Annotated in this window: 22 protein-coding genes; 8 read left to right on the forward strand and 14 right to left on the reverse strand. The window is 69.1% G+C overall.

Annotated features, from left to right (window positions below):
* Window positions 1–23 precede the first annotated feature (23 nt).
* Window positions 24–1,154 carry a Xaa-Pro peptidase family protein gene (locus tag TCCBUS3UF1_RS01750; RefSeq protein ID WP_014514778.1) on the reverse strand — a complete coding sequence of 377 codons (1,131 nt, stop codon included), beginning with the start codon at window positions 1,152–1,154 and terminating at the stop codon, window positions 24–26.
* Window positions 1,155–1,235: 81 nt separating this feature from the next.
* Between TCCBUS3UF1_RS01750 and erpA the strand changes: the two genes are divergently transcribed.
* From erpA to TCCBUS3UF1_RS01770, 4 genes are all read left to right on the forward strand, one after another.
* A complete protein-coding gene (erpA, locus tag TCCBUS3UF1_RS01755; RefSeq protein WP_014514779.1) occupies window positions 1,236–1,613 on the forward strand; it encodes an iron-sulfur cluster insertion protein ErpA in 378 nt (125 codons plus the stop codon).
* Between the two features lie 126 nt (window positions 1,614–1,739).
* Entirely contained in the window at window positions 1,740–3,608 is a 1,869-nt protein-coding gene (locus TCCBUS3UF1_RS01760) for a peptide ABC transporter substrate-binding protein (RefSeq protein WP_014514781.1), read from the forward strand.
* A 75-nt stretch (window positions 3,609–3,683) separates the two neighbouring features.
* The gene (locus TCCBUS3UF1_RS01765) at window positions 3,684–4,694 is read left to right on the forward strand and encodes an ABC transporter permease (protein WP_014514782.1); all 1,011 of its coding nucleotides are present in this window, start codon (window positions 3,684–3,686) and stop codon (window positions 4,692–4,694) included.
* 9 nt (window positions 4,695–4,703) lie between these two features.
* Window positions 4,704–5,891, forward strand: coding sequence for an ABC transporter permease (locus TCCBUS3UF1_RS01770; protein ID WP_014514783.1), 1,188 nt, complete (start codon window positions 4,704–4,706; stop codon window positions 5,889–5,891).
* Between the two features lie 44 nt (window positions 5,892–5,935).
* On the opposite strand, the gene truA is transcribed toward TCCBUS3UF1_RS01770, so the two are convergent.
* The 5 genes from truA to TCCBUS3UF1_RS01795 all read right to left on the reverse strand — a co-directional run bounded on the left by truA (window position 5,936) and on the right by TCCBUS3UF1_RS01795 (window position 11,143).
* Window positions 5,936–6,697 (reverse strand): tRNA pseudouridine(38-40) synthase TruA, encoded by a 762-nt coding sequence (gene truA / locus TCCBUS3UF1_RS01775; RefSeq protein ID WP_014514784.1) that lies wholly within the window; start codon window positions 6,695–6,697, stop codon window positions 5,936–5,938.
* A gap of 9 nt (window positions 6,698–6,706) precedes the next feature.
* The gene (locus TCCBUS3UF1_RS01780) at window positions 6,707–7,765 is read right to left on the reverse strand and encodes an ABC transporter ATP-binding protein (protein ID WP_041433668.1); all 1,059 of its coding nucleotides are present in this window, start codon (window positions 7,763–7,765) and stop codon (window positions 6,707–6,709) included.
* Entirely contained in the window at window positions 7,744–9,294 is a 1,551-nt protein-coding gene (locus TCCBUS3UF1_RS01785; RefSeq protein ID WP_014514786.1) for an iron ABC transporter permease, read from the reverse strand. Before TCCBUS3UF1_RS01785 ends, TCCBUS3UF1_RS01780 begins: the two co-directional genes overlap by 22 nt.
* Window position 9,295: 1 nt before the next feature.
* Window positions 9,296–10,291: an iron ABC transporter substrate-binding protein gene (locus TCCBUS3UF1_RS01790; RefSeq protein ID WP_014514787.1), complete on the reverse strand. Its 996-nt coding sequence runs from the start codon at window positions 10,289–10,291 to the stop codon at window positions 9,296–9,298.
* Window positions 10,292–10,366: 75 nt separating this feature from the next.
* Window positions 10,367–11,143 carry a metalloenzyme gene (locus tag TCCBUS3UF1_RS01795; protein ID WP_014514788.1) on the reverse strand — a complete coding sequence of 259 codons (777 nt, stop codon included), beginning with the start codon at window positions 11,141–11,143 and terminating at the stop codon, window positions 10,367–10,369.
* 102 nt (window positions 11,144–11,245) lie between these two features.
* Between TCCBUS3UF1_RS01795 and TCCBUS3UF1_RS01800 the strand changes: the two genes are divergently transcribed.
* Window positions 11,246–11,674, forward strand: a complete 429-nt coding sequence (locus TCCBUS3UF1_RS01800) for an OsmC family protein (protein WP_014514789.1) — start codon at window positions 11,246–11,248, stop codon at window positions 11,672–11,674.
* A gap of 4 nt (window positions 11,675–11,678) precedes the next feature.
* Here the strand turns inward: TCCBUS3UF1_RS01800 and TCCBUS3UF1_RS01805 are convergent, their stop codons facing one another.
* Genes TCCBUS3UF1_RS01805 through TCCBUS3UF1_RS01815 form a run of 3 tightly spaced genes read right to left on the reverse strand, consistent with a single transcriptional unit; the run spans window position 11,679 to window position 13,722 of the window.
* The gene (locus TCCBUS3UF1_RS01805) at window positions 11,679–12,413 is read right to left on the reverse strand and encodes a zinc ribbon domain-containing protein (RefSeq protein WP_014514790.1); all 735 of its coding nucleotides are present in this window, start codon (window positions 12,411–12,413) and stop codon (window positions 11,679–11,681) included.
* Window positions 12,401–13,033 (reverse strand): MBL fold metallo-hydrolase, encoded by a 633-nt coding sequence (locus TCCBUS3UF1_RS01810; protein ID WP_014514791.1) that lies wholly within the window; start codon window positions 13,031–13,033, stop codon window positions 12,401–12,403. The genes TCCBUS3UF1_RS01805 and TCCBUS3UF1_RS01810 overlap by 13 nt, the downstream gene beginning before the upstream one ends.
* The gene (locus TCCBUS3UF1_RS01815; RefSeq protein ID WP_014514792.1) at window positions 13,030–13,722 is read right to left on the reverse strand and encodes a sulfurtransferase; all 693 of its coding nucleotides are present in this window, start codon (window positions 13,720–13,722) and stop codon (window positions 13,030–13,032) included. Before TCCBUS3UF1_RS01815 ends, TCCBUS3UF1_RS01810 begins: the two co-directional genes overlap by 4 nt.
* A 98-nt stretch (window positions 13,723–13,820) precedes the next feature.
* Here TCCBUS3UF1_RS01815 and TCCBUS3UF1_RS01820 point away from each other — a divergent pair, with 98 nt between their 5' ends.
* Window positions 13,821–14,285: an Hsp20/alpha crystallin family protein gene (locus TCCBUS3UF1_RS01820; protein WP_014514793.1), complete on the forward strand. Its 465-nt coding sequence runs from the start codon at window positions 13,821–13,823 to the stop codon at window positions 14,283–14,285.
* Between the two features lie 26 nt (window positions 14,286–14,311).
* Here the strand turns inward: TCCBUS3UF1_RS01820 and TCCBUS3UF1_RS01825 are convergent, their stop codons facing one another.
* Together TCCBUS3UF1_RS01825 and trmB are read right to left on the reverse strand one after the other, a co-directional pair.
* Window positions 14,312–15,382 (reverse strand): MalY/PatB family protein, encoded by a 1,071-nt coding sequence (locus TCCBUS3UF1_RS01825; RefSeq protein WP_014514794.1) that lies wholly within the window; start codon window positions 15,380–15,382, stop codon window positions 14,312–14,314.
* A 25-nt stretch (window positions 15,383–15,407) separates the two neighbouring features.
* The gene (gene trmB, locus TCCBUS3UF1_RS01830) at window positions 15,408–16,343 is read right to left on the reverse strand and encodes a tRNA (guanosine(46)-N7)-methyltransferase TrmB (protein WP_041433943.1); all 936 of its coding nucleotides are present in this window, start codon (window positions 16,341–16,343) and stop codon (window positions 15,408–15,410) included.
* Between the two features lie 73 nt (window positions 16,344–16,416).
* Between trmB and TCCBUS3UF1_RS01835 the strand changes: the two genes are divergently transcribed.
* Complete coding sequence (locus TCCBUS3UF1_RS01835; protein ID WP_014514796.1) at window positions 16,417–17,010, forward strand: DUF4388 domain-containing protein; 594 nt, start codon at window positions 16,417–16,419, stop codon at window positions 17,008–17,010.
* A gap of 71 nt (window positions 17,011–17,081) precedes the next feature.
* Window positions 17,082–17,969, forward strand: coding sequence for an HD domain-containing phosphohydrolase (locus tag TCCBUS3UF1_RS01840; protein WP_050802054.1), 888 nt, complete (start codon window positions 17,082–17,084; stop codon window positions 17,967–17,969).
* On the opposite strand, the gene TCCBUS3UF1_RS01845 is transcribed toward TCCBUS3UF1_RS01840, so the two are convergent.
* From TCCBUS3UF1_RS01845 to TCCBUS3UF1_RS01855, 3 genes are read right to left on the reverse strand one after another with little or no spacing between them, the layout of a single operon-like run.
* Entirely contained in the window at window positions 17,966–19,753 is a 1,788-nt protein-coding gene (locus TCCBUS3UF1_RS01845) for a menaquinone biosynthesis decarboxylase (RefSeq protein ID WP_014514798.1), read from the reverse strand. The two genes, TCCBUS3UF1_RS01840 and TCCBUS3UF1_RS01845, sit on opposite strands and share 4 nt — an antisense overlap.
* A 42-nt stretch (window positions 19,754–19,795) precedes the next feature.
* Complete coding sequence (locus TCCBUS3UF1_RS01850; RefSeq protein WP_014514799.1) at window positions 19,796–20,125, reverse strand: YraN family protein; 330 nt, start codon at window positions 20,123–20,125, stop codon at window positions 19,796–19,798.
* Window positions 20,122–21,447, reverse strand: a complete 1,326-nt coding sequence (locus TCCBUS3UF1_RS01855) for a PASTA domain-containing protein (protein ID WP_014514800.1) — start codon at window positions 21,445–21,447, stop codon at window positions 20,122–20,124. The genes TCCBUS3UF1_RS01850 and TCCBUS3UF1_RS01855 overlap by 4 nt, the downstream gene beginning before the upstream one ends.
* Window positions 21,448–21,463: the final 16 nt, after the last annotated feature.

The following is a 21,463-nucleotide window of genomic DNA, read 5'->3' on the forward strand; positions in this document are numbered from 1 at the left end:
GATACCACGCCCCCCGGGTATGCCTAGAGGGGGGTGATTTCCCGCTGCAGGGGGGTGGTGACCTCCGGGCCCTCCCGGTGGAGGTAGACGTCCACCTCGGTGCGCACGCCAAACCCTGGCAGGTAGACCCCAGGCTCCACGGTGAAGGCCAGGCCCGGCACCAGGGGGCGGAAATCGTGGGTTTCCAGGTCGTCCAGGTGGGGGCCAGAGCCGTGCACCTCCTCCCCCAGGTTGTGCCCCGTGCGGTGGCGGACGTAGGCCCCATACCCCTCGGCCTCCAACACCCCCCGGGCCACCCGGTCCACCTCAAAGCCCAAGGGGAAGCGCCCCTCCCGGTACCGTTCCGCCACGAAGCGCAGGGCCTCGTCCCGGGCCTTGGCCACGGCCTGGAAGGCGCGGTGGGCGGCCTCGAGGGGCCCCAGGCCCGCCATCCAGGTGAGGTCGGCGTAGACCCCACCCGGTTCCTTGGCCCAGAGGTCCAGGAGGACCACCTCCCCCTCCTCCAGGCGCTTTTCCCCCGGCTCGTGGTGGGGGTTGGCGGCGTTGGGGCCAAAGGCCACCATGGGGGGGTGGTCAAAGACCAGGCTCGAGGCCCGCAAGGAGCTCACCAGCACCGCCTGCACCTCCCTTTCCGTGGCCCGGGGATGGGCCTTTAGGAAGGCCAGGGCCTCTTCCTTGGCGGCCACCAGGCCCTTGGCTGCCCGGCGGTGGCGCTGCAACTTCTCCTCCCCCCAGGTCTGGAAGAGGAGGAGGAGGGGCCAGGAGGAGACGAGTTCCAAGCCCATCCCCCGGAGCAGGTCCAAGGTGCCCCCGTCCACCCGGGAAAGGTAGGGGATCTGCCCCCCGGGCACGTACTCCAAGGCGATGCGCCGCAGGCCCCTTAGGGCCTGGGAAAGCCCCTCCAAAAGGCCTTGCCAGGAGTGGTAGGTTCGCCGCCTTCCCGGTAGGGGAGGGAAGAGGCTTTCCTCAATGGCGTGGCAAAGGAGGAGGGGCTCTCCCTCCTTGGGGAGGAGGTAGGCGAAGCGGCGGGTGAGGTGGAGGTGGCCCAGGGAGAGGACTTCCAGGGCCAGGGGGTTGCCCCTCCCAAAGGAAAAGAGGAGCCAGCCGTCCACCCCCTCTTCCCGCAGGGCTTCCTGAACGCGGGGTAGGTCCATGCCCCCATCCTATCCCCTGCAACCTGATGCACGTTTGCCTGCCCCTTCCGTGCTAGGGTAGGGGGTAAGGAGGTTTGGGGCATGGTCGAGACCCAGGAAGTCATCCGCATCACCCCCCTGGCGGCGGAAAAGGCCAAGGAGATCCTGGCCCGCTACGGCAAGGAGCACGCGGCCATCCGGGTGTACATCAAATCCGGTGGCTGCTCGGGCTTCCAGTACGGCATGGCCGTGGACGAGCGGGAACTGGAGGGGGACACCTTCGTGGAGATGCACGGGGTGCGGCTGGTGGTGGACCCCATGTCCCTCCCCTACCTGGTGGGCTCGGAGATCGACTGGGTGGAAAGCCTCATGGGGGGCGGTTTCACCGTGCACAACCCCAACGCCGCCAGCACCTGCGGCTGCGGCCATTCCTTCCGCACCAAGGACCAGGAGGGGGAGGCCCGCACCTGCGGCCACTAGCTCCTCCTAAGGGCTTCCCAAGGGGCCTGAAACCAGGCCCCTTAGCCTTTTCCCATTGACCTTCAGAAGGGCAAGCGTATAATAGCCTCGGCCACTAAGGGAGTGCCGCACACGAAAGGAGGCCATATGAGGAAACTAGGCAAGCTGGCTGTACTCGGTTTAACCGCTCTGGGCCTGGCCTTGGCGGGGCCCCAGGACAACAGCCTGGTCATTGGGGCTTCCCAGGAGCCCAGGGTGCTGGCCGGGGACTTCCTCAACGTCATCTCCAACCAGGCCATCAAGAGCGAGATCCAGCAGTACCTCTTCGCCCCCCTGATCGGCTTCAACGCCGACAGCCAGAACTTCCCCGTTCTGGCCACCGAGGTGCCCACCCAGCAGAACGGACGCCTGCGGGTGCGGGACATCGGCGGGGGCAAGAAGCGCCTGGAGATGGACCTCACCATCCGTCCCGATGCCCGCTGGTCCGACGGCCGCCCCATCACCACCGAGGACGTGGCCTTCTACTACGAGGTGGGCAAGGCCAAGGGCATGCCCGTCCTGAACCCGGACTACTGGGACCGGGTGCAGCTCCAGGTAAGGGACGTCCGCAACTTTACCGTGATCTTTGAGCCCGCCTACTACTACGACACCTACGGCTCCCCCATCGGCTACGCCCCCAAGCACGTGATGGGCCCCGAGTGGGAGAAGGTGAAGGCCGCGGCCCGCAACCTGGATCCCGACAAGGACGCCCAGCGCCTCAACGAGCTTTACCGCAACTTCTTCCTCAAGTTCTCCACCCCGGCCGAGCTCAACAAGGGCGCCATGGTCTACTCCGGGGCCTTTACCCTGAAGCGCTGGGTGCCCGGCAACTCCATTGAGATGGAGCGGAACCCCAACTTCCCCATCAAGCCGGAAGGCGGGGAGAGCCGCTACGTGCAGAAGGTGGTCTACCGCTTCATCCAGAACACCAACTCCCTCCTGGTGGCGGTGATCGGCGGCTCCATCGACGCCACCTCCAGCGTGGCCCTCACCTTTGACCAGGGCCGCTCCCGCCAGCTCACCTCCCGCGCCCCTGGCCGCTTTGACATCTGGTTCGTGCCCGGGGCCATCTGGGAGCACATCGACATCAACAAGTTTGAGAACTGCCAGGCCGTGCGCGACCTGGGCCTGAACGACGTGCGCACCCGCCGGGCCCTGCTCCACGCCATGAACCGCGAGGGCCTGGTGAAGGCTTTCTTTGACGGCCTCCAGCCCGTGGCCCACACCTGGATCGCCCCCGTCAACCCCCTCTTCAACCCCAACGTCAGGAAGTACGAGTTTGACCTGCAGAAGGCCGAGGCCCTCCTGGCGGAGATGGGCTGGCGCAAGGGGCCGGACGGCATCCTGCAACGCACCGTGGGCGGCCGTACCGTGCGGTTTGAGATCGAGTTCGTGACCACCGCCGGCAACGCCATCCGCGAGCGCACCCAGCAGTTCTTCGCCGAGGACCTCAAGAAGATCGGCATCGCCGTCAAGATCAACAACGCTCCCTCCGCCGTGGTCTTCGCCGACGACTACATCCAGCGCGCCTCCGAGTGCAAGTGGACGGGGATGTTTGAGTTCGCCTGGGTCTCCAACCTGCAGGAGGACGGTGGCCTCTTCCAGTACAAGAACCTGAACACCGGGGCCATCATGGTCCCCACCAAGGAGAACAACTACCAGGGCCAGAACATCGGCGGCTGGCGGAACGACGAGTTTGACCGCCTGACGAGCCAGGCCGTCCTGGAGTTTGACGAGGCCAAGCGCAAGGCCCTCTTCGCCCGCGCCCAGGAGATCTGGGCCGAGGAGCTTCCCGCGCTTCCCCTCTACTTCCGCGCCAACCCCTACGTGGTGCGGAAGGGCCTCGTGAACTACGTGGCCAGCGCCTACTCCGGCGGCTACGGCTACCCCGGCTGGAACGCCTGGGAGATCGGCTGGGAGAGCCGCGGGGCCGTGAAGAAGTGGGACCAGGCGAAGTACGCCCTTTCCGTCAAGTAGCCTGGGTGGTATAGTGGGGCCCGCTGGGCTAAAGCCCAGCGGGCTTTTTGAGTGCCATAAACGGGAGGTACAAGGGTGTTTGCCTACACGGTGCGCAGGCTTTTGCAGATGGTCCCTTTGCTCCTGGCGGCCAGCGTGGTCATCTACGCGCTTTTGGCCCTGCAGCCTGGGGACCCTTTGGACGAGCTCAGGCGGCAGAACCCCCGCATGACCGCCGAGCAGTTTGAGGCCTTGAAGCGGGCCTACGGCCTGGACCAGCCGATCCACATCCGCTACTTCAAGTGGCTTTCCCGGGCGGTCCAGGGGGATCTGGGTTACAGCCGTACCTACGGCATCCCGGCGGCGGAGTACATCTTCGTGCAGCGCCTGCCCAAGACCCTCCTCCTCTCTGGGCTGGCCTTGACCTTGGCCCTCTTGGTGGCCATCCCCGTGGGGGTGTTCTCGGCGGTGCGCCAGTACTCCTTGGCGGACTACGCCATCACCTTCCTCTCCTTCGTGGGCTTTTCCATGCCGGTCTTCTTCCTGGGCATCCTCCTCCTCTACCTCTTCGCCATCTGGCTTCCCGACCATATCCCCGGTTTCCCCCGCTTCCCCACCGGGGGGGTGCCGGGCATCCTCTGGGAGGACGTGCGCTCGGGGAACATCGGCTTGGGCCAGTTCCTGGGGCAGTGGGCCTGGCACCTGATCCTGCCCGTTTTGGCCCTCTCCTCCTTGCAGATGGCGGAGTGGACCCGGTTCATGCGGGCCTCTTTGCTGGAGGTGCTTTCCCAGGACTACATCCGCACCGCCCGGGCCAAGGGGCTTGCCGAGCGGGTGGTGCTCTACAAGCACGCCCTGCGCAACGCCCTCATCCCCATCGTGACCCTGGTGGGCCTGGCCATCCCTGGGGTTCTGGGCGGGGCCACCATCACCGAGACCATCTTCAGCTACCCGGGGATGGGCCGGGCCATCTTTGACGCCCTGGTGGAGAAGGACTACAACGTGGCCATGGCGGCCCTGGCCTTTTTGGCCCTGATGACCGCCCTCTTCAACCTTTTGGCGGACCTGGCCTACGCGGTGGTGGACCCCCGCATCCGTTACAGCTAGAGGTGAACCGTGGCGACGGCAACCGCTTCCCCTAAGCCCCGTACCTTTTTGGGCCTCTTCTGGCGCCGCCTTAGGCGGCACAAGATGGCCATGGCGGGCCTGGTGGTCATCGTTCTCCTGATCCTGATGGCCCTCCTTGCCCCCTGGATCGCCCCTTACGACCCCACGGCCCAGCCCACGGGGGAGGACGTGGGCCAGTACTACTTCAACCCCCCCTCCCGGGAGCACCTCTTGGGCACGGACGACCTGGGGCGGGACGTGCTCTCCCGCATCATCTACGGTTCCCGCATCTCCTTGCTGGTGGGCTTTGCCGTGGCCCTTTCCAGCGTGATCCTGGGGACCATCATGGGCACCCTGGCCGGGTACTTTTCCGGCCGGCCCCTCCGCTTCTACCTGGGCCCCTTGCGCCGGGAGCGGGAGGGGTTTTACCCTTGGGGCTTCGCCTTGTGGCGGGTGGTTTCCTGGTTCCTCTACTACGGGGTTTTGTACCTGGTGGTCTCCATCGCCTGGGCCTTGGCCCGGGATGGGATCCAGGCGGGGAGCCTGGGGAGCTACCTGGGCTTTGGGCTTACCCTGGCCTTGGCCCTTTGGGCGGCCTGGTACGGGCTTTGGGGCCAGATCCGCCTGGACCTGGACATCCTCATCAGCCGCCTCATTGACTTCATGCTCACCATCCCCACCCTGCCCCTGCTCCTGGTGCTTTCCGCCCTCCTGCGCGACCCCGGGGTGAAGGTGGGGCAGTGGGCCCAAGGGGTCTTCGGCGATGCCGCCAGCGTCTTCATCATCATCACCATCCTGGTCCTCTTCGGCTGGCTGGGCACGGCCCGGCTGGTGCGGGGCAACATCCTTTCCCTGAGGGAGCAGGACTACGCCACCGCCGCCCAGGCCCTGGGGGCCACGGATGGGCGCATCATGTTCCGCCACCTGGTGCCCAACACCATCGCCCCCCTCGTCGTCCAGGCCACCCTGCAGGTGGGTGGGGCCATCCTCACCGAGGCCGCCCTCTCCTTCCTGGGCTTTGGCATCCAGCCCCCGGTGGCCACCTGGGGCAACATGCTCACCAACGCCCAGGAGTACATCTTCACCGCCCCCTGGCTGGCCCTGCCCCCGGGCTTCATGATCTTCATCACCGTCTTGGCCTTCAACTACCTGGGGGACGGCCTGCGGGACGCCCTGGACCCCAGGAGCCGGCTCTAACCCCTTCCTGGAAGAGGCGGCCCCCCCGGGGGGCCGCCCTTGGCCTAGGGGAGGAGTTTTTCCCGGGGGTAGGCGGCCTCGAGGAAGTAAAGCCCCTGGGCCGGGGCCGAGGGGCCGGCCAGGCGACGGTCCGCGGTTTCCAGGATGGCCTTGAGGCTTTCCGGAGGGCGCTTGCCCAGGCCCACCTCCAAAAGGGTGCCCACCATCCCCCGCACCTGGCCGCGGAGGAAGCTCGTTCCCCGGAAGTAGAAGCGAAGCTCTGGCCCCGCTTCCCCTTCCACCCGCTCCAGCCGGGCCTCCAGAAGTTCCCTTGTCCCTTCCCGCACCTCCTCCTTGGCGAAGCCCAGGAAGTTGTGCCGCCCCAGGAGGAGGGGAAGGGCCTCCTCCATGGCCTCAAGGTCCAGGGGGTGGCGCAGCCAGAGGGCCCGGTGGCGCAGGAGGGGGGAGGGGTGGGGCCTGAGGAGGACCCGGTAACGGTAGGCCCGCCAGAGGGCATCCTTGCGGGCGTGGAAGTCCTGGGCCACCTCCTGGGCCCTAAGGACCTTCAGGTCCTCGGGGAGGAGGCGGTTGAGGGCCTCAGGGATCCTTTCCGTGGGGATCCTCCCGGGGAGATCCACGTGGAAGGGCATGGCCAGGGCGTGGACCCCGGCGTCGGTGCGGCCTGCGGCCACCGCCTTGGGGATGGCCCCGATGCGGGCCAGGGCTCCTTCCAGCTCTCCCTGGACGGTGCGCAGCCCTGGTCTTTGCCGCTGTAGGCCAGCGAACCCGGTCCCGTCGTACTCGGCGAGGATGAGGATGCGGCGCACGGGAAAAGCTTAATCCGTGCCCACGGGGGTTCTGGGCGGGGGCCCCTCGAGGGCCACCCCCGTCCCGGCCACCCCCACCCAGACCTGGTCCCCCGGGCGGAAAGGGCTTTCCGGCCCCTCCTGCACCAATAGCTCCCGTTCCGGGGCCAGGAGGCGTACGCGGTAGGTGAGGTCGTGCCCCTTGAACTCCCGGGCCACCACCACCCCCAGGGCCCCCGGCCCGGGCCCGGCCCCAGGAGGAAAGAGCCTTAGGGCCTCGGGGCGGAGGGAGAGGAGAAGGGGCCCAAAGGCGGGTTCCGCCAGGGGCACGGGGCCTAGGCAGGTCTCCGCCTGCCGGCCCTTGCCTTCCCCAGGGAGGAGGTTGGTGCGCCCCAGGAACTGGGCCACAAAGGGGGTCCGGGGCCGCAGGTAGACCGCCTCGGGCGTGCCCACCTGCTCCAGCCGCCCTCCCCGCATCACCCCCAGGCGGTCGGCGAAGGAGAGGGCCTCCTCCTGGTCGTGGGTGACCAGGAGGGCGGTGGTCCCGGTCTCCTTGAGGATCTTGCGCACCTCCTCCCGGGTGGCCGCCCGCAGGCTGGCATCCAGGCTGGAGAAGGGCTCGTCCAGGAGCACCAGCTTGGGCCCGGGAGCCAGGGCCCGGGCCAGGGCGATGCGCTGCTGCTGCCCTCCCGAGAGCTCCCCGGGCCTGCGGTCCTGGAAGAGGGTCATGCCCACCCGCTCCAGGGCCTTCCTGGCCCGCTCCCAGCGGTCCTTGCCCTTAAGGCCAAAGGCCACGTTGCCCAAGGCGGTGAGGTGGGGGAAGAGGGCGTAGTCCTGGAAGACAAAGCCTATCCCCCGCCGCTCGGGGGGCAGGGGGGTGATCTCCCGTCCCTCCAGGACCACCCGGCCCTCCTCCGGGCTTTCCAGCCCAGCCACCACCCGCAACAGGGTGGTCTTGCCGCACCCCGAGGGGCCCAGGAGGGCCAGGATCTCCCCCGGGTAGACCTCGAGGTCAATCCCCTTGAGCACCTCGTGCTCCCCGAAGCGCTTCCGGACCCCCTCCAGTTTTAGAAGCGGCGCTCGCTCCAAAGCAACACCCCCACGAAGGCCGCCGAAAGGAGGGCGATGAGGAGGGCGAAGGGGGCGGCCTCGGCGAACATGGCTTCCTGAGTGTAGCTGAAAACCCGGGTGCTCAGGGTGGCGTAGCCCATGGGGGCCAGGAGGAGGGTGAGGGGGAGCTCCTTCACCGCCCCGATGAAGGCCAGGGCCCCCCCGGCCACCGCCCCCCGCCACAGCAAGGGGAAGGTCACGCGGAAGAAGGCCCCCGTGGGGGTTTCCCCCAGGGTGCGGGCGGCCTCCTCGAGGCGCCGCGGCACCTGGTGCAGGGCTCCCCGGATGGGCCCCAGGCTTTCCGCCAGGAAGTGGAAGCCCAGGACCAGGACCAAAAGGGGTAGGGTGCCGTACAGGAAGGGCAGGCTCCGCAGGCTGAAGAAGATCCAGGCCAGGGCGAAGGCCAAAGGGGGGATGGCATAGCCCAGGTAGGCCAGCCTCTCCAGGGCCCGGGAGGCCGGGGAGGGGTGGCGCACGGCCAGGTAGGCCAGGGGCAGGGCCATCCCCACGGCCAGGAAGGCGGCGGGCCCCGCGGCCAAGGCGGAGTGGAGGAAGGCCTCCCCTAGGCCCAGGAAGCCCTCCCTGGGGAAGCGGCTCGCCAGGTGGAACAGGGCGGAAAAGGGCAGGACCAGGGCCAGAAGGAGCGGCAGGAGGACCAGGAGGTAGGCCAGGGGGGCCCAGGGGCCTAAGGGGATGGCCCGGGCCCGCCGCCCTGCCCCTTTCCCGGTGCGGGCCAGGCTGGGGCGGCGCAGCAGCCAGCCCTCTAGGAGGAGGAGCCCCCCGGTCAGCCCCAGGAGGAAAAGGGCCAGCCAGGCGGCGTACACCCGGTCAAAGGCTGCGTTGTACTGCAGGTAGATGGCATAGGAAAAGGTCTCGTAGCGCAGGAGGCTCACGGTGCCGAAGTCCCCCAGGACGTGGAGCCCCACCACCAGGTAGCCGGAAAGCAGGGCCGGGAGAAGCTGGGGGAAGGTGGCCTGGAAGAAGGCCCGCCATGGGCCCAGGCCCAGGGTGCGCGCCGCCTCCTCCAAGGAGGGATCCAGGCCCAGAAAGGCGGCCCGCAGGGAGAGGAAAAGGTAGGGGTAGGTGAGGAGGGAGAGGACCAGCAAGGCCCCCCAGTACCCTTCAGGCCGGGGGAGGGGCAAAAGCCCCCCAGGTCCCGTGGCCGCCAGAAGGACGTAGGCCCCCACGTAGCCGGGAAGGGCCAGGGGCAGGGTGAGGAGGACGGAAAGGAGGCGCTTGCCCCTCAGGTCGGTGCGGGTGGTGAGGAAGGCCAGGGGCAAGGCCAGGAGGGTAGTGAGGAGGAGGACACCCAGGAGAAGGCCCAGGGTGTTCCCCAGGAGCTCCAGGTTTTTGGGACGGAAGAGGATCTCCCCCAAGGCGGCTCCCTCCGCTTCCAAGGCCCGCAGGAGCAGGTAAAGGAGGGGCAGGGCCACCCCGCCCCCCGTGAGGAGGGCGGGTACCAGGAAGGGCAGAAGCCCGGGGAAGTGGGAAAGCCGCCTTTGGAGCATGCTAGAGGATGCCCAGCTCCCTCAAGAGCTTTAGGGCCTGCTCCAGGGGGAGTTTCTCAAAGTCCAGGCGGGGGCTCTTCTTGAGGGCTTCCTCCAGGGGAAGGAGGTTGGCATCGGCCACCACCCCCTTGACCAGGGGGTACTCCCCCACGTTGCCCACAAAGTACTGTTGCCCCTTGGCCGAAAGGAGGTGGGTGAGGAAGCGGTTGGCGGCCACCAGGTTCTTGGAGGTCTTGAGGATGCCCGCCCCGGTCACCAGGGCCAGGTTGCCCACATCCCCTTCCTTGAAGTGGTGGAGGCCCAGGCTGTACCCCGCCCGGCGGAAGCGCACCACGTAGTAGTGGTTGGTGGAGCCCAGATCGATCTCCCCGGCCCGGATGGCCTCCAGCATGGCGGGGTTGGAGGCGTAGGCCTTGGGGTTCAGGGCCTTCATGGCCAGAAGCCACTCCCGGGCCTTGGCCTCCCCGTGGAGGGCGATGATCCCCGCCACCATGTCCTGGAAGCTGGAATAGGTGGGGGTCCAGCCCACCCGGCCCAGTAGGCCCTTTTCCTGGGCGAAGCGGGGCAGGTCCAGGAGGCTTTGGGGAAGCTCTTCCGGCTTGAACCTCTGCGGGTTGTAGGCCAGCACCCGGAGGCGCACCGTGACCGGGACCCAGGCCTGGGAGGTGGGCACGAAGGCCAAGGGTTGCTTGAGGAGGGTGGCCCCCAGGGGGCGGAGGAGGCCTTTGGCCGCCGCCTGGCCCAAGGCCCCGGCGGTGTTGGCCCAGAAGAGGTCGGCGGGGGAGCGGCTGCCCTCCTCCTGCAGGGTGGCCAGGATCTGGGCATCGGTGCCGTAACGCACCTGGACGCGGATCCCGGTCTCCTCCTGGAACTGCCGCACCAGGGGTTCCACCAGGCTCTGCCCGCGCCCGGAATAGATCACCAAGGTGGGCTGCTGGGCTAGGCTCAGGCCGAGGGCCGCCGTGCCGATCAGGGTGAGAAGCTGCCTGCGTCGCATCGTGCCTCCTTCCTGGCCCCCCTTGGGGGGCCAAGGGTTTCCGCTTGGCTACCCTAACCCAGCCCCGGGATAAAGTCAAGTATTCCGGTCGGATTTTCTAAGTTTAGAAGTGATAATCGTTTGCAACCAGGGCAGGACCCCTGTGAGGTCCTGGGGTCCCTCGGGACCCTGGCCGGTGTAGACCAGGGGCACGGGGTTGCGGGTGTGCTGGGGGTGCCAGGGTTCCTCGGCGTTGCCGTGGTCCGAGGTGAGGAGGAGGGTTCCCCCTTCTGCCAGGAAGCCCTTGAGGAAGAGGGAAAGCTCCTGGAAGCGCTGGGGAAGGGTTTCGGGAAAGCGGTGGGCGGCCAGGTCCAAGGCCCAGTACTCCAGCACCACCAGGGGGAAGGCCCGGGCCAGGGCCGCGGCCCGGGCCCCCATTCCGTAGGGGTCCTCCCAAAAGGCCGGGGGCAGGGCCAGGGGATGGCCCAGGGGGAGGAGGGGAAGGCCGGCCAGGCGGGCGGCCTGGGCGAAGGCGGAGAGGAGGAGCCTCCGCCCCTCCGTGGCCCGCCTCAGGTACTCCGGTCGGTAGGCGTTGGCGTGGAGCACCTTCAGGCCCTGAGCCCGGGCCCAGGCGTATAGGCTTTGCCGCAGGAGGGGCCGTAGCCTGGGGCTGGGGAAGGGGCCTTGGTGGTACCCGAGGAGGCGGGGGGCGTTGGCCCCGGTGAGGAGGGCGGTCTGGCCCGTGCCCGACTGGGGCAGCCCCTCCACCCCCAGGGTGGCGTCCAGGGGTTTGGGGTCCAGTTCCAGGAGGAGGGGAAAGAGGCTTTCTAAGGTTTCCCCGAGGCCTAGGCCGTCCACGAAGAGGAAGAGCACGCCCTCAGTCTGCTCCCAGGGAAGGGGGCCGTCCAGGGCAAAGGTGCCCTTTCCCCCAGATTTTCCCCAGGGCGCAAGTATCCTGAAAGTGGAGGTCAGAATATGCCGGTGAGGAAGGCGCAGGCGGTTTGGGAAGGCGGTTTGCGAAGCGGCAAGGGGGTTATGCGGCTTCAGAGCCAGGCCTTTGAAGGACCCTATTCCTTTCCCTCGCGCTTTGAGGAGGGGCCGGGCACCAACCCCGAGGAGCTGATCGCCGCGGCCCACGCGGGGTGCTTCTCCATGGCCCTTTCCGCGGCCTTGGAGCGGGAGGGCTTTCCGCCCAAGCGGGTGGCCACCGAGGCCCGGGTGCACCTGGAGATGGTGGAGGGAAGGCCCACCCTGGCCCGCATTGAGCTGGTGACCGAGGCGGAGGTTCCCGGGATTTCCCCGGAGAAGTTCCAGGAAATCGCCCAGGCGGCCAAGGAGGGGTGCCCCGTTTCCCGGGCCCTGGCGGGCGTGGGGGAGATCGCCCTCGAGGCCCGCCTCCTTTAGGGCTTCACTCCCCCTTCCAGAGGAGGCGGCCACAGGAGGGGCAGCGCGTGAGCTGCCCCTGCACCACCTTCTGGGCCACGTGGGTGGGCAGGACCACGTTGCACCCCTCGCAGCGGAAGGCCTGGCCCTGGCGGGTCATGCGCACGATCCCCATCCCCTTGCGGGCCCGGCGGATGGCCTCGTACTCCTTGAGGACCGCCGCGGGGACGCCCTGGGCCAGGGCCGCCCGCTCCGCCAGGCGCCGCTCCACCTCGGCCTTCAGGGCTTCCACCCGGTCCCGGTTGGCGGCCAGGAGCTCTTCCAGCCGGGGGCGCAGGGCGGAAAGCTCCTCCTCCACCCGGGCGATCTCCGCCTCCAGGTTCTCCATGGCCTCCATGAGGGGGGTGGAGAGTTCCAAAAGCTCCCGGATGCGGTCCTTGATCTGCTGGATGCGGTTTTCGTACTGGGTCTGCTCCCTGGCGCTTTGCGCCTGGCGTTGCTCCGCCTCCGCCTGCTTCTCCTTGGCGGTGAGGTCCTCAATGTCCAGGCTGTGGCGGTTGTACTCCTTGCGCAGCTCCGCTTGGCGCTCCAGAAGGTCCTCAAGCTCCTCCTCCAGGGCTTCCACCTGGGCCTTGACCGCGAGGAGCTCCTCGGGGAGGCTCTCCACTTCTTTTTGCAATCGGTCTATTTCCAGGTCCTTCTCCTGGAGCCCGTAGAGGGCCTTGAGCGCTTCGTGTCCCGCCCCGTTCACGCCTCCCATTCTAAACCCTTGAGGAAGGGGTTCGCCCGGGCCTCGAGGCCCAGGGTGGTGGGGGGCCCGTGCCCCGGGTAGACCTGGGTTTCCGGGGGCAGGGTGAGAAGGCGTTTCAGGGAGCGGAAAAGGGCCTCCCGGCTGGCCCCGGGAAGGTCATACCGGCCGATGCTTCCCCGGAAGAGGAGGTCCCCCGAGAATACCTGGGGCGGGCCCTCCTCTTTGCGGTACAGGAAGGCCACGTGGCCAGGGCTGTGGCCGGGGAGGTGCCAAACCTCTAGGCCAAAGGCCTGCCCTCCCTCCGCCAGGGGCTCCACGGGAAGGGGGGGCTGGGGGATGGCGAGGCCCCAGCTCCGCGCCGCTTCCGCCGCGTGGCGGTAAAGGGGAAGGTCCAGGGGATGGAGGAAGACGGGGAGGGCGAGCCTCTCCACCAAGGGGGCCACCGCCCCCACGTGGTCAAAATGGGCGTGGGTGAGGAGTATGGCCTTGGGGGTGAGGCCCGTGGCCTCCAGGAGGCCTAAAATCCGCTCGGGCTCGTCCCCCGGGTCAATAAGGAGGGCCCCTTCCGGCCCCTCCACCAGGTAGGCGTTCTCCTCCAGGGGGCCAAGGGTGAGGCGGAAGACCCTCATGGCTCGGTGGGCAGGCCCTCCCCCAGCCACTCGTGCATGGAGCCCAGGTAGTTCCGGGCCCGCACCCCCAGGCTCCGTAGGACGAAGAAGGCCACGGCGCTCCGGGCCCCCGAGTGGCAGTAGACCCCCACCTCCTGGCCCGGGGCGAGCCCCAGCCGTTCCAGCACCCTTCCCGGCTCCAAGAAGACCTCCAAGGGGGCGTTGCGGCTTCCGGGGATCCGCCCGCCCCGGGGGCAGCAGGGGGGGTGGACCTTGCCCTGGAACTCCTCGGGGCTGCGCACGTCCAGGAGGAGGGGGTGGCGGGCGGCCTCGTCGGCGGTGAGAAGCCAGTCCCGGCGGAGGCGGGCCTCCACCTGGGTCCGCTCGGGCTTGGGCTCCTCCTTTTCCGTGGCGTAGGCTTCCCAGCCCTCGGTCCAAAGCTCCACCTCCAGCCCCCCCAGGCCCAGGAAGAAGGCGGTGCGGCAGAGGCGGCTGGTGAGGCCCTCGTCGTAGAGGACCACGGGGCTTTCCAGGCCCAGGGTTTGGAAAAGCTCGGTGAGCCCGGCCTCCAGGGCCTTGAGTTCGCCCTCCTCCCGCAGGCGGAGCCGGGGGGCGGAAAGGTCCAGGTGGCGGGCCCCGGGCAGGTGGCCCGCCTCGTAGGCGGCCCTGGGGCGGGTATCCACCAGAACCGCACCTTGCGGCAGCTCCATGCCCCTGATTATAGGCGGCGCCAGGGTAAGCTTAACCTGATAAGGCTACTTGACAAAACTAGGCGCATATGTTATAAGCGAAACTGGAGGTGATAGCCATGGCCCTGGTGCGTAGGGAAACCCGCCCTGCTGAGATCACGCCCTTCCGGACCTGGGGTCCTTTCTCCCTGCTGGAGGAGGCCAACCGGCTCTTTGAGGAAGTGTTGGGGGAGTTTGCCCGGCCGGGGGTGGCCTATGTGGCCCCTGCTGACCTCTACGAGACCGACGAGGCCTTGGTTCTTGAGATGGCGGTTCCCGGCCTGGCCCCTGAGGACCTGGAGGTGAGCCTCGAGGGGCAAAAGCTCACGGTTCGCGGCCAGGTGAAGCCCGCAGAGGAGGCCAAGGCCCGCCGTTACTACCTGCAGGAGATCCCCCACGGCTCCTTCGTGCGCTCCTTCAGCCTGCCGGTGGAGGTCAAGGCCGAGGAGGCCAAGGCGGAGTTCCGCCACGGCGTCCTGCGCCTTACCCTGCCCAAGGTGGCCGAGGCCCGGGCCAAGCGCATCCCCATTGAGGTGGTGCGCTAGCCCCCTGGCCCCCGGGAAACCGGGGGTCAGGCCTTGTTCAGGGCCCTGGCCATCCGGGCCAGGGCCTCTTCCAGCACCTCGGGGTAGGTGGCGAAGTTGAGGCGCACGAAGCGCTCGTACCCCTCGCCAAAGCTCTCCCCCGGGTTCAGGGCCACCCGGGCCTCCCGGAGGAAGAAGGCCCCGGCCCTGGGGATGGGGGTCTTGAGCCAGGCCAGGTAGGTGCCCTCCGGGGGAAAGTGGCCGAGCCCCACCTCCTGGGCCCAGGCCGCCACCCGGTCCCGGTTGGCCTTAAGCCGCTTCAGGGTTTCCCCAAGCCAAGCCCCGCCCTCCTTCAGGGCGGCCTTCCAGGCGGCCATGGCCAGGACGTTGGGGAAGGTGTGGGGCAGGTGGCGCCTCAAGGCCTCCACCAGGGGTTTAGGACCCACCGCGGCCCCGATGGGCAAGCCCGCCAGGTTGTAGGCCTTCCCCGGGCCCAGGAGGGTCAGGGTGCGCTCGGGGAGGAGGCGGGCCAGGGGAAGGTGGCCCCCCTCGTAGGTCAGGGGGGCGTGGAGCTCGTCGGAGACCACGATGAGGTCGTGCTTGCGGGCGATGGCGGCCAGGGCGGCCAGCTCCTCCTCGGTGAAGACCCGGCCCGTGGGGTTATGGGGGTGGCAGAAGAGGAGGAGGCGGCTGGCGTAGGCCAGGCGCTCCAGGCCCTGGAGGTCCAGGCGGTAGCCGGCCTCCGTTTCCTGCAAGGGGTTGGCCAGGACCGTGCGCTTTTGCTCCCGGATGGCGGCCAGAAAGGGGGGGTAGATGGGCACCTGGGTCAGGACCCCTTGCCCGGGGGCGGTGAAGGCGGCCACCGCGGCGTAGAGCCCCACCACCACCCCGGGCATGAAGGCCACCTCCCCCTCGAGGCCGCTTCCTTCCAGGAGGAGGTCCCTAAGCCCTTCATCCCCTTCCCGGGGCGGGTAGCCCAAAAAGCCTTCCGCCCGCTCCGCGATGGCCTTCCGGATGGGCTCGGCCACGGGGAAGTCCATGTCGGCCACCCAGAGGGGGAGCACATCCTCGGGGTAGGCGCTCCACTTTAGGGAGTCTTTGCGGGGAGGAAGCCCCATGGGGCCATCTTACCCCGCCTGGGCCTCAGGTGTGGTCCTGGACCACCTCGAGCCCCAAGGCGGTCAGGCGGGCCACCAGGGCCCGCACGGCCGCCTTCACTCCCTCGGTGAGGAGGGGGCTGGCGAACCGGCTGGCCCCGGCGTAGATCCCGTGGGCGCTTGGGCGCACCTCCAGGAGAAGGTCCTGGGTGAGCTCCTCCTCCTCCACATGGGTCAGGATGTAAAAGCCCGTCTCCCCCCGGGCCACCTCCAGGAAAACCGCCACCCCTCCGGGGAAGGGGATGGGTTCCTTGCCTAGGGGTAGGGACTCGGGCAGATCGCCGGCCAGAAGGGCATGGGCCATGGGGTACCTCCGCGTGGGGGGCCAGGGGGTGGGGTCCTCGGCCACCTTGGTGAAGACCGCGTGGAAGAAGGGCCGGCCCGCCTCCTTCCACTTTAGGGCGTATTTGGTGCGCAGGTGGGCCTCCGGGGGGGGCTCCACATGGATGCGGTAGAGCCCCGTGCGCTCCGCCTCCTCCAGGGCGAAGCGGAAGTAGGCCTCGTGGTCGGTGGTAAGGCGGAGGGAGCCTCCTTCCTCCAGCCGGGTGGAAAGCCGGCGGAAAAACCCCTCCTGCAGGAGGCGTTTCCGCTGGTGGCGCTTTTTGGGCCAGGGATCGGGGAAGTTGACGATGACCTGATGAAGGCCCCTGGGGGGCACCAGGTTCCTCAGGGCAAAGGGCCCTTCCCCATGGTACAGGCGCACGTTGGCCAGGCCGGCCCGGCGCAGGCGCTTTAGGGCCCTAAGGACACTGGCCGCCGAAACCTCGGCCCCCAGGATGAGCCAGCCGGGGTGGGTTTGGGCCAGCTCGGCGGTGAAGCGGCCGTCGCCAAAGCCCACCTCCAGCACCAAGGGGCCTTCCCGGCCAAAGAGGTCCGAGGGGCTTGGGGGCCAGGAGGGAAGGAGGGCGGGGCGGACCAGCACGGAAGGGGATTCTACCTTTTTCAAAGCCTTTTCACAAGGAGGGGCTAGGGTGAGGGGAGAAGGAGGTGGGTGGATGTCCCTATTCGGCAACCTCCGTTCCCTCCCCTTGGAGGAGCTGCTTCAGTTATTGGCGCAGAAGGAGGGGGCGCTGGAGATTTGGAACGTCCGGGGGGTGCCCGCCACCACCCTGTACCTCAAGCCAGGCCGCCTTCGCTCCCTGGACCAGGGGGGGAAGCCCCTGGACCCCGTGGACGCCAAGGCGGCCCTCCAGGCCCTGCTCCTGGCCCGGGAAGGAAGTTTTGAGTTCTGCCCTGGGGCCAGGCCCCCGCACGCCTTCCGCCTCAACTGGCCCTTGGAGCGGCTTCTCCTAGGCCTCATCACCTTTTCCGACGAGCTCGCCCACCTCCGTCCCCACCTGCCTCCTCCCCGGGCGGTCTTCCGCGTGGAGAGGCCAGCCCCAGGGCCAGGGGGCCTCGAGGGGCAGGCCTTCTGGGAAAAGGCCCTCCCCCACCTGCGGCAGGGGACCACCCCCGAGGCCTTGGCCCGGCTTTTGGGGATGCCTTTGGACCTGGTGCGCTACCGGCTTTACCAGCTGGAGGGGCAGGGCCTGGTGCGGCGCACCGGGCAGGTGAAGGGGCTTGGGCGGTCTGGGGGGGTGGGGTCGTGAGGGGCCCGGCTCTTCCCCGGGTGCTGGTGGCCGAGGACGACCCCGGGCAACGCTTCCTCCTGGCCCGGGCCATGGCCCCCCTGGGGGTGGAGGTGTGGCAGGCCCCCAACGGCCAGGAGGCCCTGGGCCTCCTGCGCCAGGGCCTGCCCCACGTGGTCCTCGCCGACCTGCACATGCCCCTTATGGACGGCTTGGAGCTTACGCGTCGCCTCAAGGCCCTGGACCCCTTGCTGCCCGTGATCCTCCTCACCGCCGATGCGGAGCGGGAGGTGCGCCTCCAGGGAATCCAGGCCGGGGCGGACGATTTCCTGCACAAACCGGTGGACCTGACCGAGCTCCGCCTGCGGGTGGGCGGGCACCTGGAGCGGCGGAGGCTGCAGGAAAAGCTGGAAGACCTGGAACGGGCCCTTTTGGCCCTGGTGCGGGCGGTGGAGGCCAAGGACGCCTACACCGCCGGGCACGGGGAACGGGTGGCCACCTACGCCCTGTACGCGGCGGGAGAACTGGGGGCGGGGGAGGAGGAGCTCGCGGATCTGCGCCTGGGGGCCCTGCTGCACGACGTGGGCAAGATCGCCCTTCCCGACCCCATCCTGCGGGGGGGGTATCCCCTGACGGAGGCCGAGTGGCGCGCCATCCGCGAGCACCCGGTCAAGGGGGACGAGATCCTCAAGCCCCTGCGGGCCCACCCCCGCCTCCGCCCCTACGTGCGCTGGCACCACGAGCGCCTGGACGGCTCCGGCTACCCCGACGGCCTCACCGAGGTTCCCCCCCTGGTGCAGGCGGTGGCCGCCGCCGACATCTACGACGCCCTGACCAGCGGGCGCACCTACCGCCAGGCCTTGCGGCCGGAGGAGGCCCTGGAGGCCCTGGAGGCCGAGGTCCGTCAGGGCAGGCTTTCCCGGGAGGTGGTGCGGGCCTTCCGAAGCGGCATGGCGCGGAACCGCTTCCGGCTCACCTAAAGGCCATACTCCGCCCAACGGGCCTCCACCAGGGCCTGGACGCCGGGGTCCATGCGGATGCGCTCGGGCCATACCCGGGCGAAACCCTCCTCGGGGAGCTTGCGCGTGCCGTCCAGGACCAGGACCGGCCCCTCGGCCCCCGGGAGGACCCGGGCGTCCCGCTCGGGGTCAATGTTGTTGAGCACGGCCCAAAGGAGCTCCTCCGGGGTGAGGGCGGTGTCGTGATCGGCCAGGAGGAGGAGGCGGATGCCGGCGCTTTGGGGGGTGCCGAGGAGCCTTTCCGCCACCTCCCAGGCCTGGTGGGGCCGCCGCTTGGCCAGGGTTGCCCCCCAGAGGCCGGGCCACTGCCTCTGGGCCAGGACCTCGAGGTCCTGGGGGAGGTCGGGGTGGGCCCGGGGGGTAAAGGCCACCTCCCCCCCCTCCTCGGGGAGCTTGCGGGTGCCGTCAATGAGGAGTTTCCCGCCAAAGGCGAAGCCCCGGGAGCTATGGTCCAGGACGTCTATGGGCCCCCGGAGGAGGAGGGTGTCCCGGCCAGGGAGGGCGTGCTCCAGGGCCTTGAGCAGGGCAGCCCAGCCCGGGCGCACCGGCACCCCTGCGTCCACGGCCACGATCACCTTGGCGAACATCATCTGTCCCAGGCCCAGCATGCCGTAGGCCACCTTGTAGGCCTGGCCCGGGTACTCCTTCTTCAGGGCCACGTTCACCCAGTTGTGGGCCACCCCCTCGGGGGGCATGTGGTAGTCGGCCACCTCGGGAAGGATGAGGCGCAAGGGGGGGAGGAAGAGCCTTTCCGAGGCTTCGATCAGGTAAGCGTCCTCCATGGGGGGGACTCCCACGATGGTGGCGGGGTAGATGGCCCCGCGGCGGTGGGTGAGGGCGGTGACGTGGAAGCGGGGGTAGAGGTCGGGGGGGGTGTAGAAGCCGGTGTGGTCCCCGAAGGGGCCTTCCACCACGGGGGGCTCCTCGGGGTCAATGTACCCCTCCAGGACGAACTCGGCCTCCGCGGGCACCGGCAGGTCCACGGTCACCCCCTGGGCCAGCTCCACGGGCGCTCCCCGGAGGAAGCCCGCCAGGTGGAACTCGCTCACCCCCGGCAGGGGGGGCAGGGGGGCGGTGGCCGCATAGGTGAGGACCGGGTCCCCCCCCAGGGCCACGGCCACCTCCAGCCGCTTCCCCAGCTTGCGGGCCTTTTCCAGGTGGCGGCGGCCCACCTTGTGCAGCTGCCAGTGCATGGCCGTGCTCCGCCGGTCCAGGACCTGCATCCGGTACATGCCCAGGTTCAGCTCCCCCGTCTCCGGGTCCTTGGTGATGACCAGGGGCAGGGTGAGGAAAGGCCCCCCGTCCAGGGGCCAGCACCTGAGGACGGGAAGGCGGGAGAGGTCCACCGCCTCCCCCCGGTAGACCACCTCCTGCACCGGGGCCCGGCCCACCCGCCTGGGGAAGAACCCCTTGAGGAGGGGGAGCTTGGGCAGGAGGCCCAGGAGGGCGGAAAGCCCGCCTTTCCCGGGATGGAGCGCCAGGAGGTGCTCCACCTTCCTCGCTAGCTCGTCCAGGTCCTTCACCCCCAGGGCGAAGGCCGTCCGCTCCCGGGTGCCGAAAAGCCCTATGGCCACGGGGAAATCCTTCCCCACCACCTGCTCAAAGAGGAGGGCTGGCCCTCCCCGCTTCACCATGCGGTCGGCGATCTCGGTGATCTCCAGCTCGGCGCTCACGGGTACCCGCACCCGCTTGAGCTCCCCGCGCCGCTCTAGGGCATCCAGGTAAGCCCGGAGGTTCCTAAACACCCCCAAGCTTACCGGAACCCCTTTCCCCAGGGAGGGAGCGGCCTACACTTCCAGGGGGAGGTGTTCCAAGCGGAAGGCTTCCGGGGTGCCGTGGACCAGGACGGCCTCCAGGCGCACGGGCAGGTCGTCCCGCCCCAGGAGGTGGCGGGCGCAGGCCAGGAGGCGGGCCACCTTCCTGGGGGTGATGGCCTCGAGGGGGGTGCCAAACCGCCCCGTGCGCCGCTGCTTCACCTCCACCACCACATAAACCCCGTCTTTTTCCAGGAGAAGGTCCACCTCGCCAAAGGGGGTGCGGCGGTTTCTTCCCAGAAGCCGGTACCCCTGGGCCAGAAGGTGGGCCAGGGCCGCCTCCTCGGCCCAGCCTCCCCTCATGGGCTCCACTCCTGAAAGAGGTCCCCGTCCAGGTAGAGGCGGAAGCGGGCTTCCCCTTGGGCCTGGTAGCTTCCTTCCAGCCTAAGGCCCTCCTGGCCTTCCCCCTCGTAGAGGACGTGCTCCCCCCGGGCATCCAAGAGGACGAGGCGGACCCTGCGGCCCTGGGCCTCCGCGGGCAGGTCCAGGGAGAAGGAAACCGCGCGGGTTTCCGGCTCCGGCGGGGCGGAGGGCAGGGCCACCTCCCCCCGCACCGCCACCCTCAGGCGCACCCCGCTCCCCGGGGGCATGGGGGTCCCGGGGGCCGGGTCCTGGGCCAGGACCAGATCCGGCGGGGCCCCCGAAGGGACCTCCACCACCTCGGCCTGGAGCCCGGCGGCGTTCAGGAGAAAAAGGGCCTCCTGCCGGGAGAGGCCGGTGAGCTTAGGCAGGGGGAGGGTGGGGCCAGGGCCTGCGCCCCGGGAGAGGAGAAGCCGCACCCCGCCCCCCGGGGCCAGGGGGGTGCCCGCAGGAGGGAAGGTGGCCAGTACCCGGCCCAAGGGCTCCTGACTTTCCACCTGGGCGAGGCCCTCCAGGCGGTAGCCCAGTTCCTTCAGCCGGGCCTCGGCCTCCTCCCGCCGCAGGCCCGTCAGGTTGGGGAGGGGGTTGAGCCGGGCCTGGTTCAGGGTGAGGCGGACGGTGCGCCCCGCCCGAAGCCGGGTTCCCGGCGGCGGGTCCTGGGCCAGGACCTCCTCCTTGGGCCGGCTGGGGTCGTTTCCCTCCGCCACCTCCAGGACCAGACCCGTGTCCTTGAGGAGGAGGAAGGCCTCCCGGGCGCTTTTGCCCACCAAGTTGGGCACCGTGTACTCCGGGGGGTTGAAGTAGCGGTAAAGGCCCTGGGAGAGGAGCCAAAGGCCCAAGGCGGCCAGGAGGAGGCCCGGGGCCACCCCCACCAGGAAGCCCGGCCGGGGGCGGGGGGAGCGGGCGGGCTTCCCCAGGGGCCAAGGGGAGAGGTAGGCCACCCCCTCCTCGGCCATGGCCAGGTGTTCCCGGCCAAACCCCAGGGGGGCCAGGGCCTCGAGGGCCGCCCTGGGCGGAGGCTTGGGGGCCAGGGGCTTTTCGGGAAAGAAAGCGTAGTACCGCCCCGGCTTGGCGGAGACCACCGCCTCTAGGAGGCCAAGCTCCTCCAAACGCCTCAGGGCCGTCCGGTAGCGGTAGAAGCGCTCCCGCCCCTCGGGGGTATGCACCTGGAAGAAGAAGACCACCCCCCCCTCCACCCGGTAAAGGGTAATCCCGTCCCGCTCCTCCAGGGTTTCCAGCACCGGGTAGCGGTCGTCCAGGATCATGCGCCGCCGATTATAC

It is taken from the genome of Thermus sp. CCB_US3_UF1 (assembly GCF_000236585.1).
In the GTDB taxonomy this organism is placed as follows: Bacteria; Deinococcota; Deinococci; order Deinococcales; family Thermaceae; genus Thermus.

Bases quoted from the DNA above. Each gene is read 5' to 3' on its own strand.
- TCCBUS3UF1_RS01790 (WP_014514787.1), bottom strand. From the start codon at position 10,291: ATGCGACGCAGGCAGCTTCTCACCCTGATCGGCACGGCGGCCCTCGGC.
- TCCBUS3UF1_RS01835 (WP_014514796.1), top strand. From the start codon at position 16,417: ATGTCCCTATTCGGCAACCTCCGTTCCCTCCCCTTGGAGGAGCTGCTT.
- TCCBUS3UF1_RS01805 (WP_014514790.1), bottom strand. From the start codon at position 12,413: ATGGGAGGCGTGAACGGGGCGGGACACGAAGCGCTCAAGGCCCTCTAC.
- erpA (WP_014514779.1), top strand. From the start codon at position 1,236: ATGGTCGAGACCCAGGAAGTCATCCGCATCACCCCCCTGGCGGCGGAA.
- TCCBUS3UF1_RS01785 (WP_014514786.1), bottom strand. From the start codon at position 9,294: ATGCTCCAAAGGCGGCTTTCCCACTTCCCCGGGCTTCTGCCCTTCCTG.
- TCCBUS3UF1_RS01840 (WP_050802054.1), top strand. From the start codon at position 17,082: ATGGCCCCCCTGGGGGTGGAGGTGTGGCAGGCCCCCAACGGCCAGGAG.
- TCCBUS3UF1_RS01820 (WP_014514793.1), top strand. From the start codon at position 13,821: ATGGCCCTGGTGCGTAGGGAAACCCGCCCTGCTGAGATCACGCCCTTC.
- TCCBUS3UF1_RS01750 (WP_014514778.1), bottom strand. From the start codon at position 1,154: ATGGACCTACCCCGCGTTCAGGAAGCCCTGCGGGAAGAGGGGGTGGAC.
- TCCBUS3UF1_RS01815 (WP_014514792.1), bottom strand. From the start codon at position 13,722: ATGGAGCTGCCGCAAGGTGCGGTTCTGGTGGATACCCGCCCCAGGGCC.
- TCCBUS3UF1_RS01855 (WP_014514800.1), bottom strand. From the start codon at position 21,447: ATGATCCTGGACGACCGCTACCCGGTGCTGGAAACCCTGGAGGAGCGG.
- TCCBUS3UF1_RS01825 (WP_014514794.1), bottom strand. From the start codon at position 15,382: ATGGGGCTTCCTCCCCGCAAAGACTCCCTAAAGTGGAGCGCCTACCCC.
- TCCBUS3UF1_RS01760 (WP_014514781.1), top strand. From the start codon at position 1,740: ATGAGGAAACTAGGCAAGCTGGCTGTACTCGGTTTAACCGCTCTGGGC.
- TCCBUS3UF1_RS01850 (WP_014514799.1), bottom strand. From the start codon at position 20,125: ATGAGGGGAGGCTGGGCCGAGGAGGCGGCCCTGGCCCACCTTCTGGCC.
- TCCBUS3UF1_RS01810 (WP_014514791.1), bottom strand. From the start codon at position 13,033: ATGAGGGTCTTCCGCCTCACCCTTGGCCCCCTGGAGGAGAACGCCTAC.
- TCCBUS3UF1_RS01800 (WP_014514789.1), top strand. From the start codon at position 11,246: ATGCCGGTGAGGAAGGCGCAGGCGGTTTGGGAAGGCGGTTTGCGAAGC.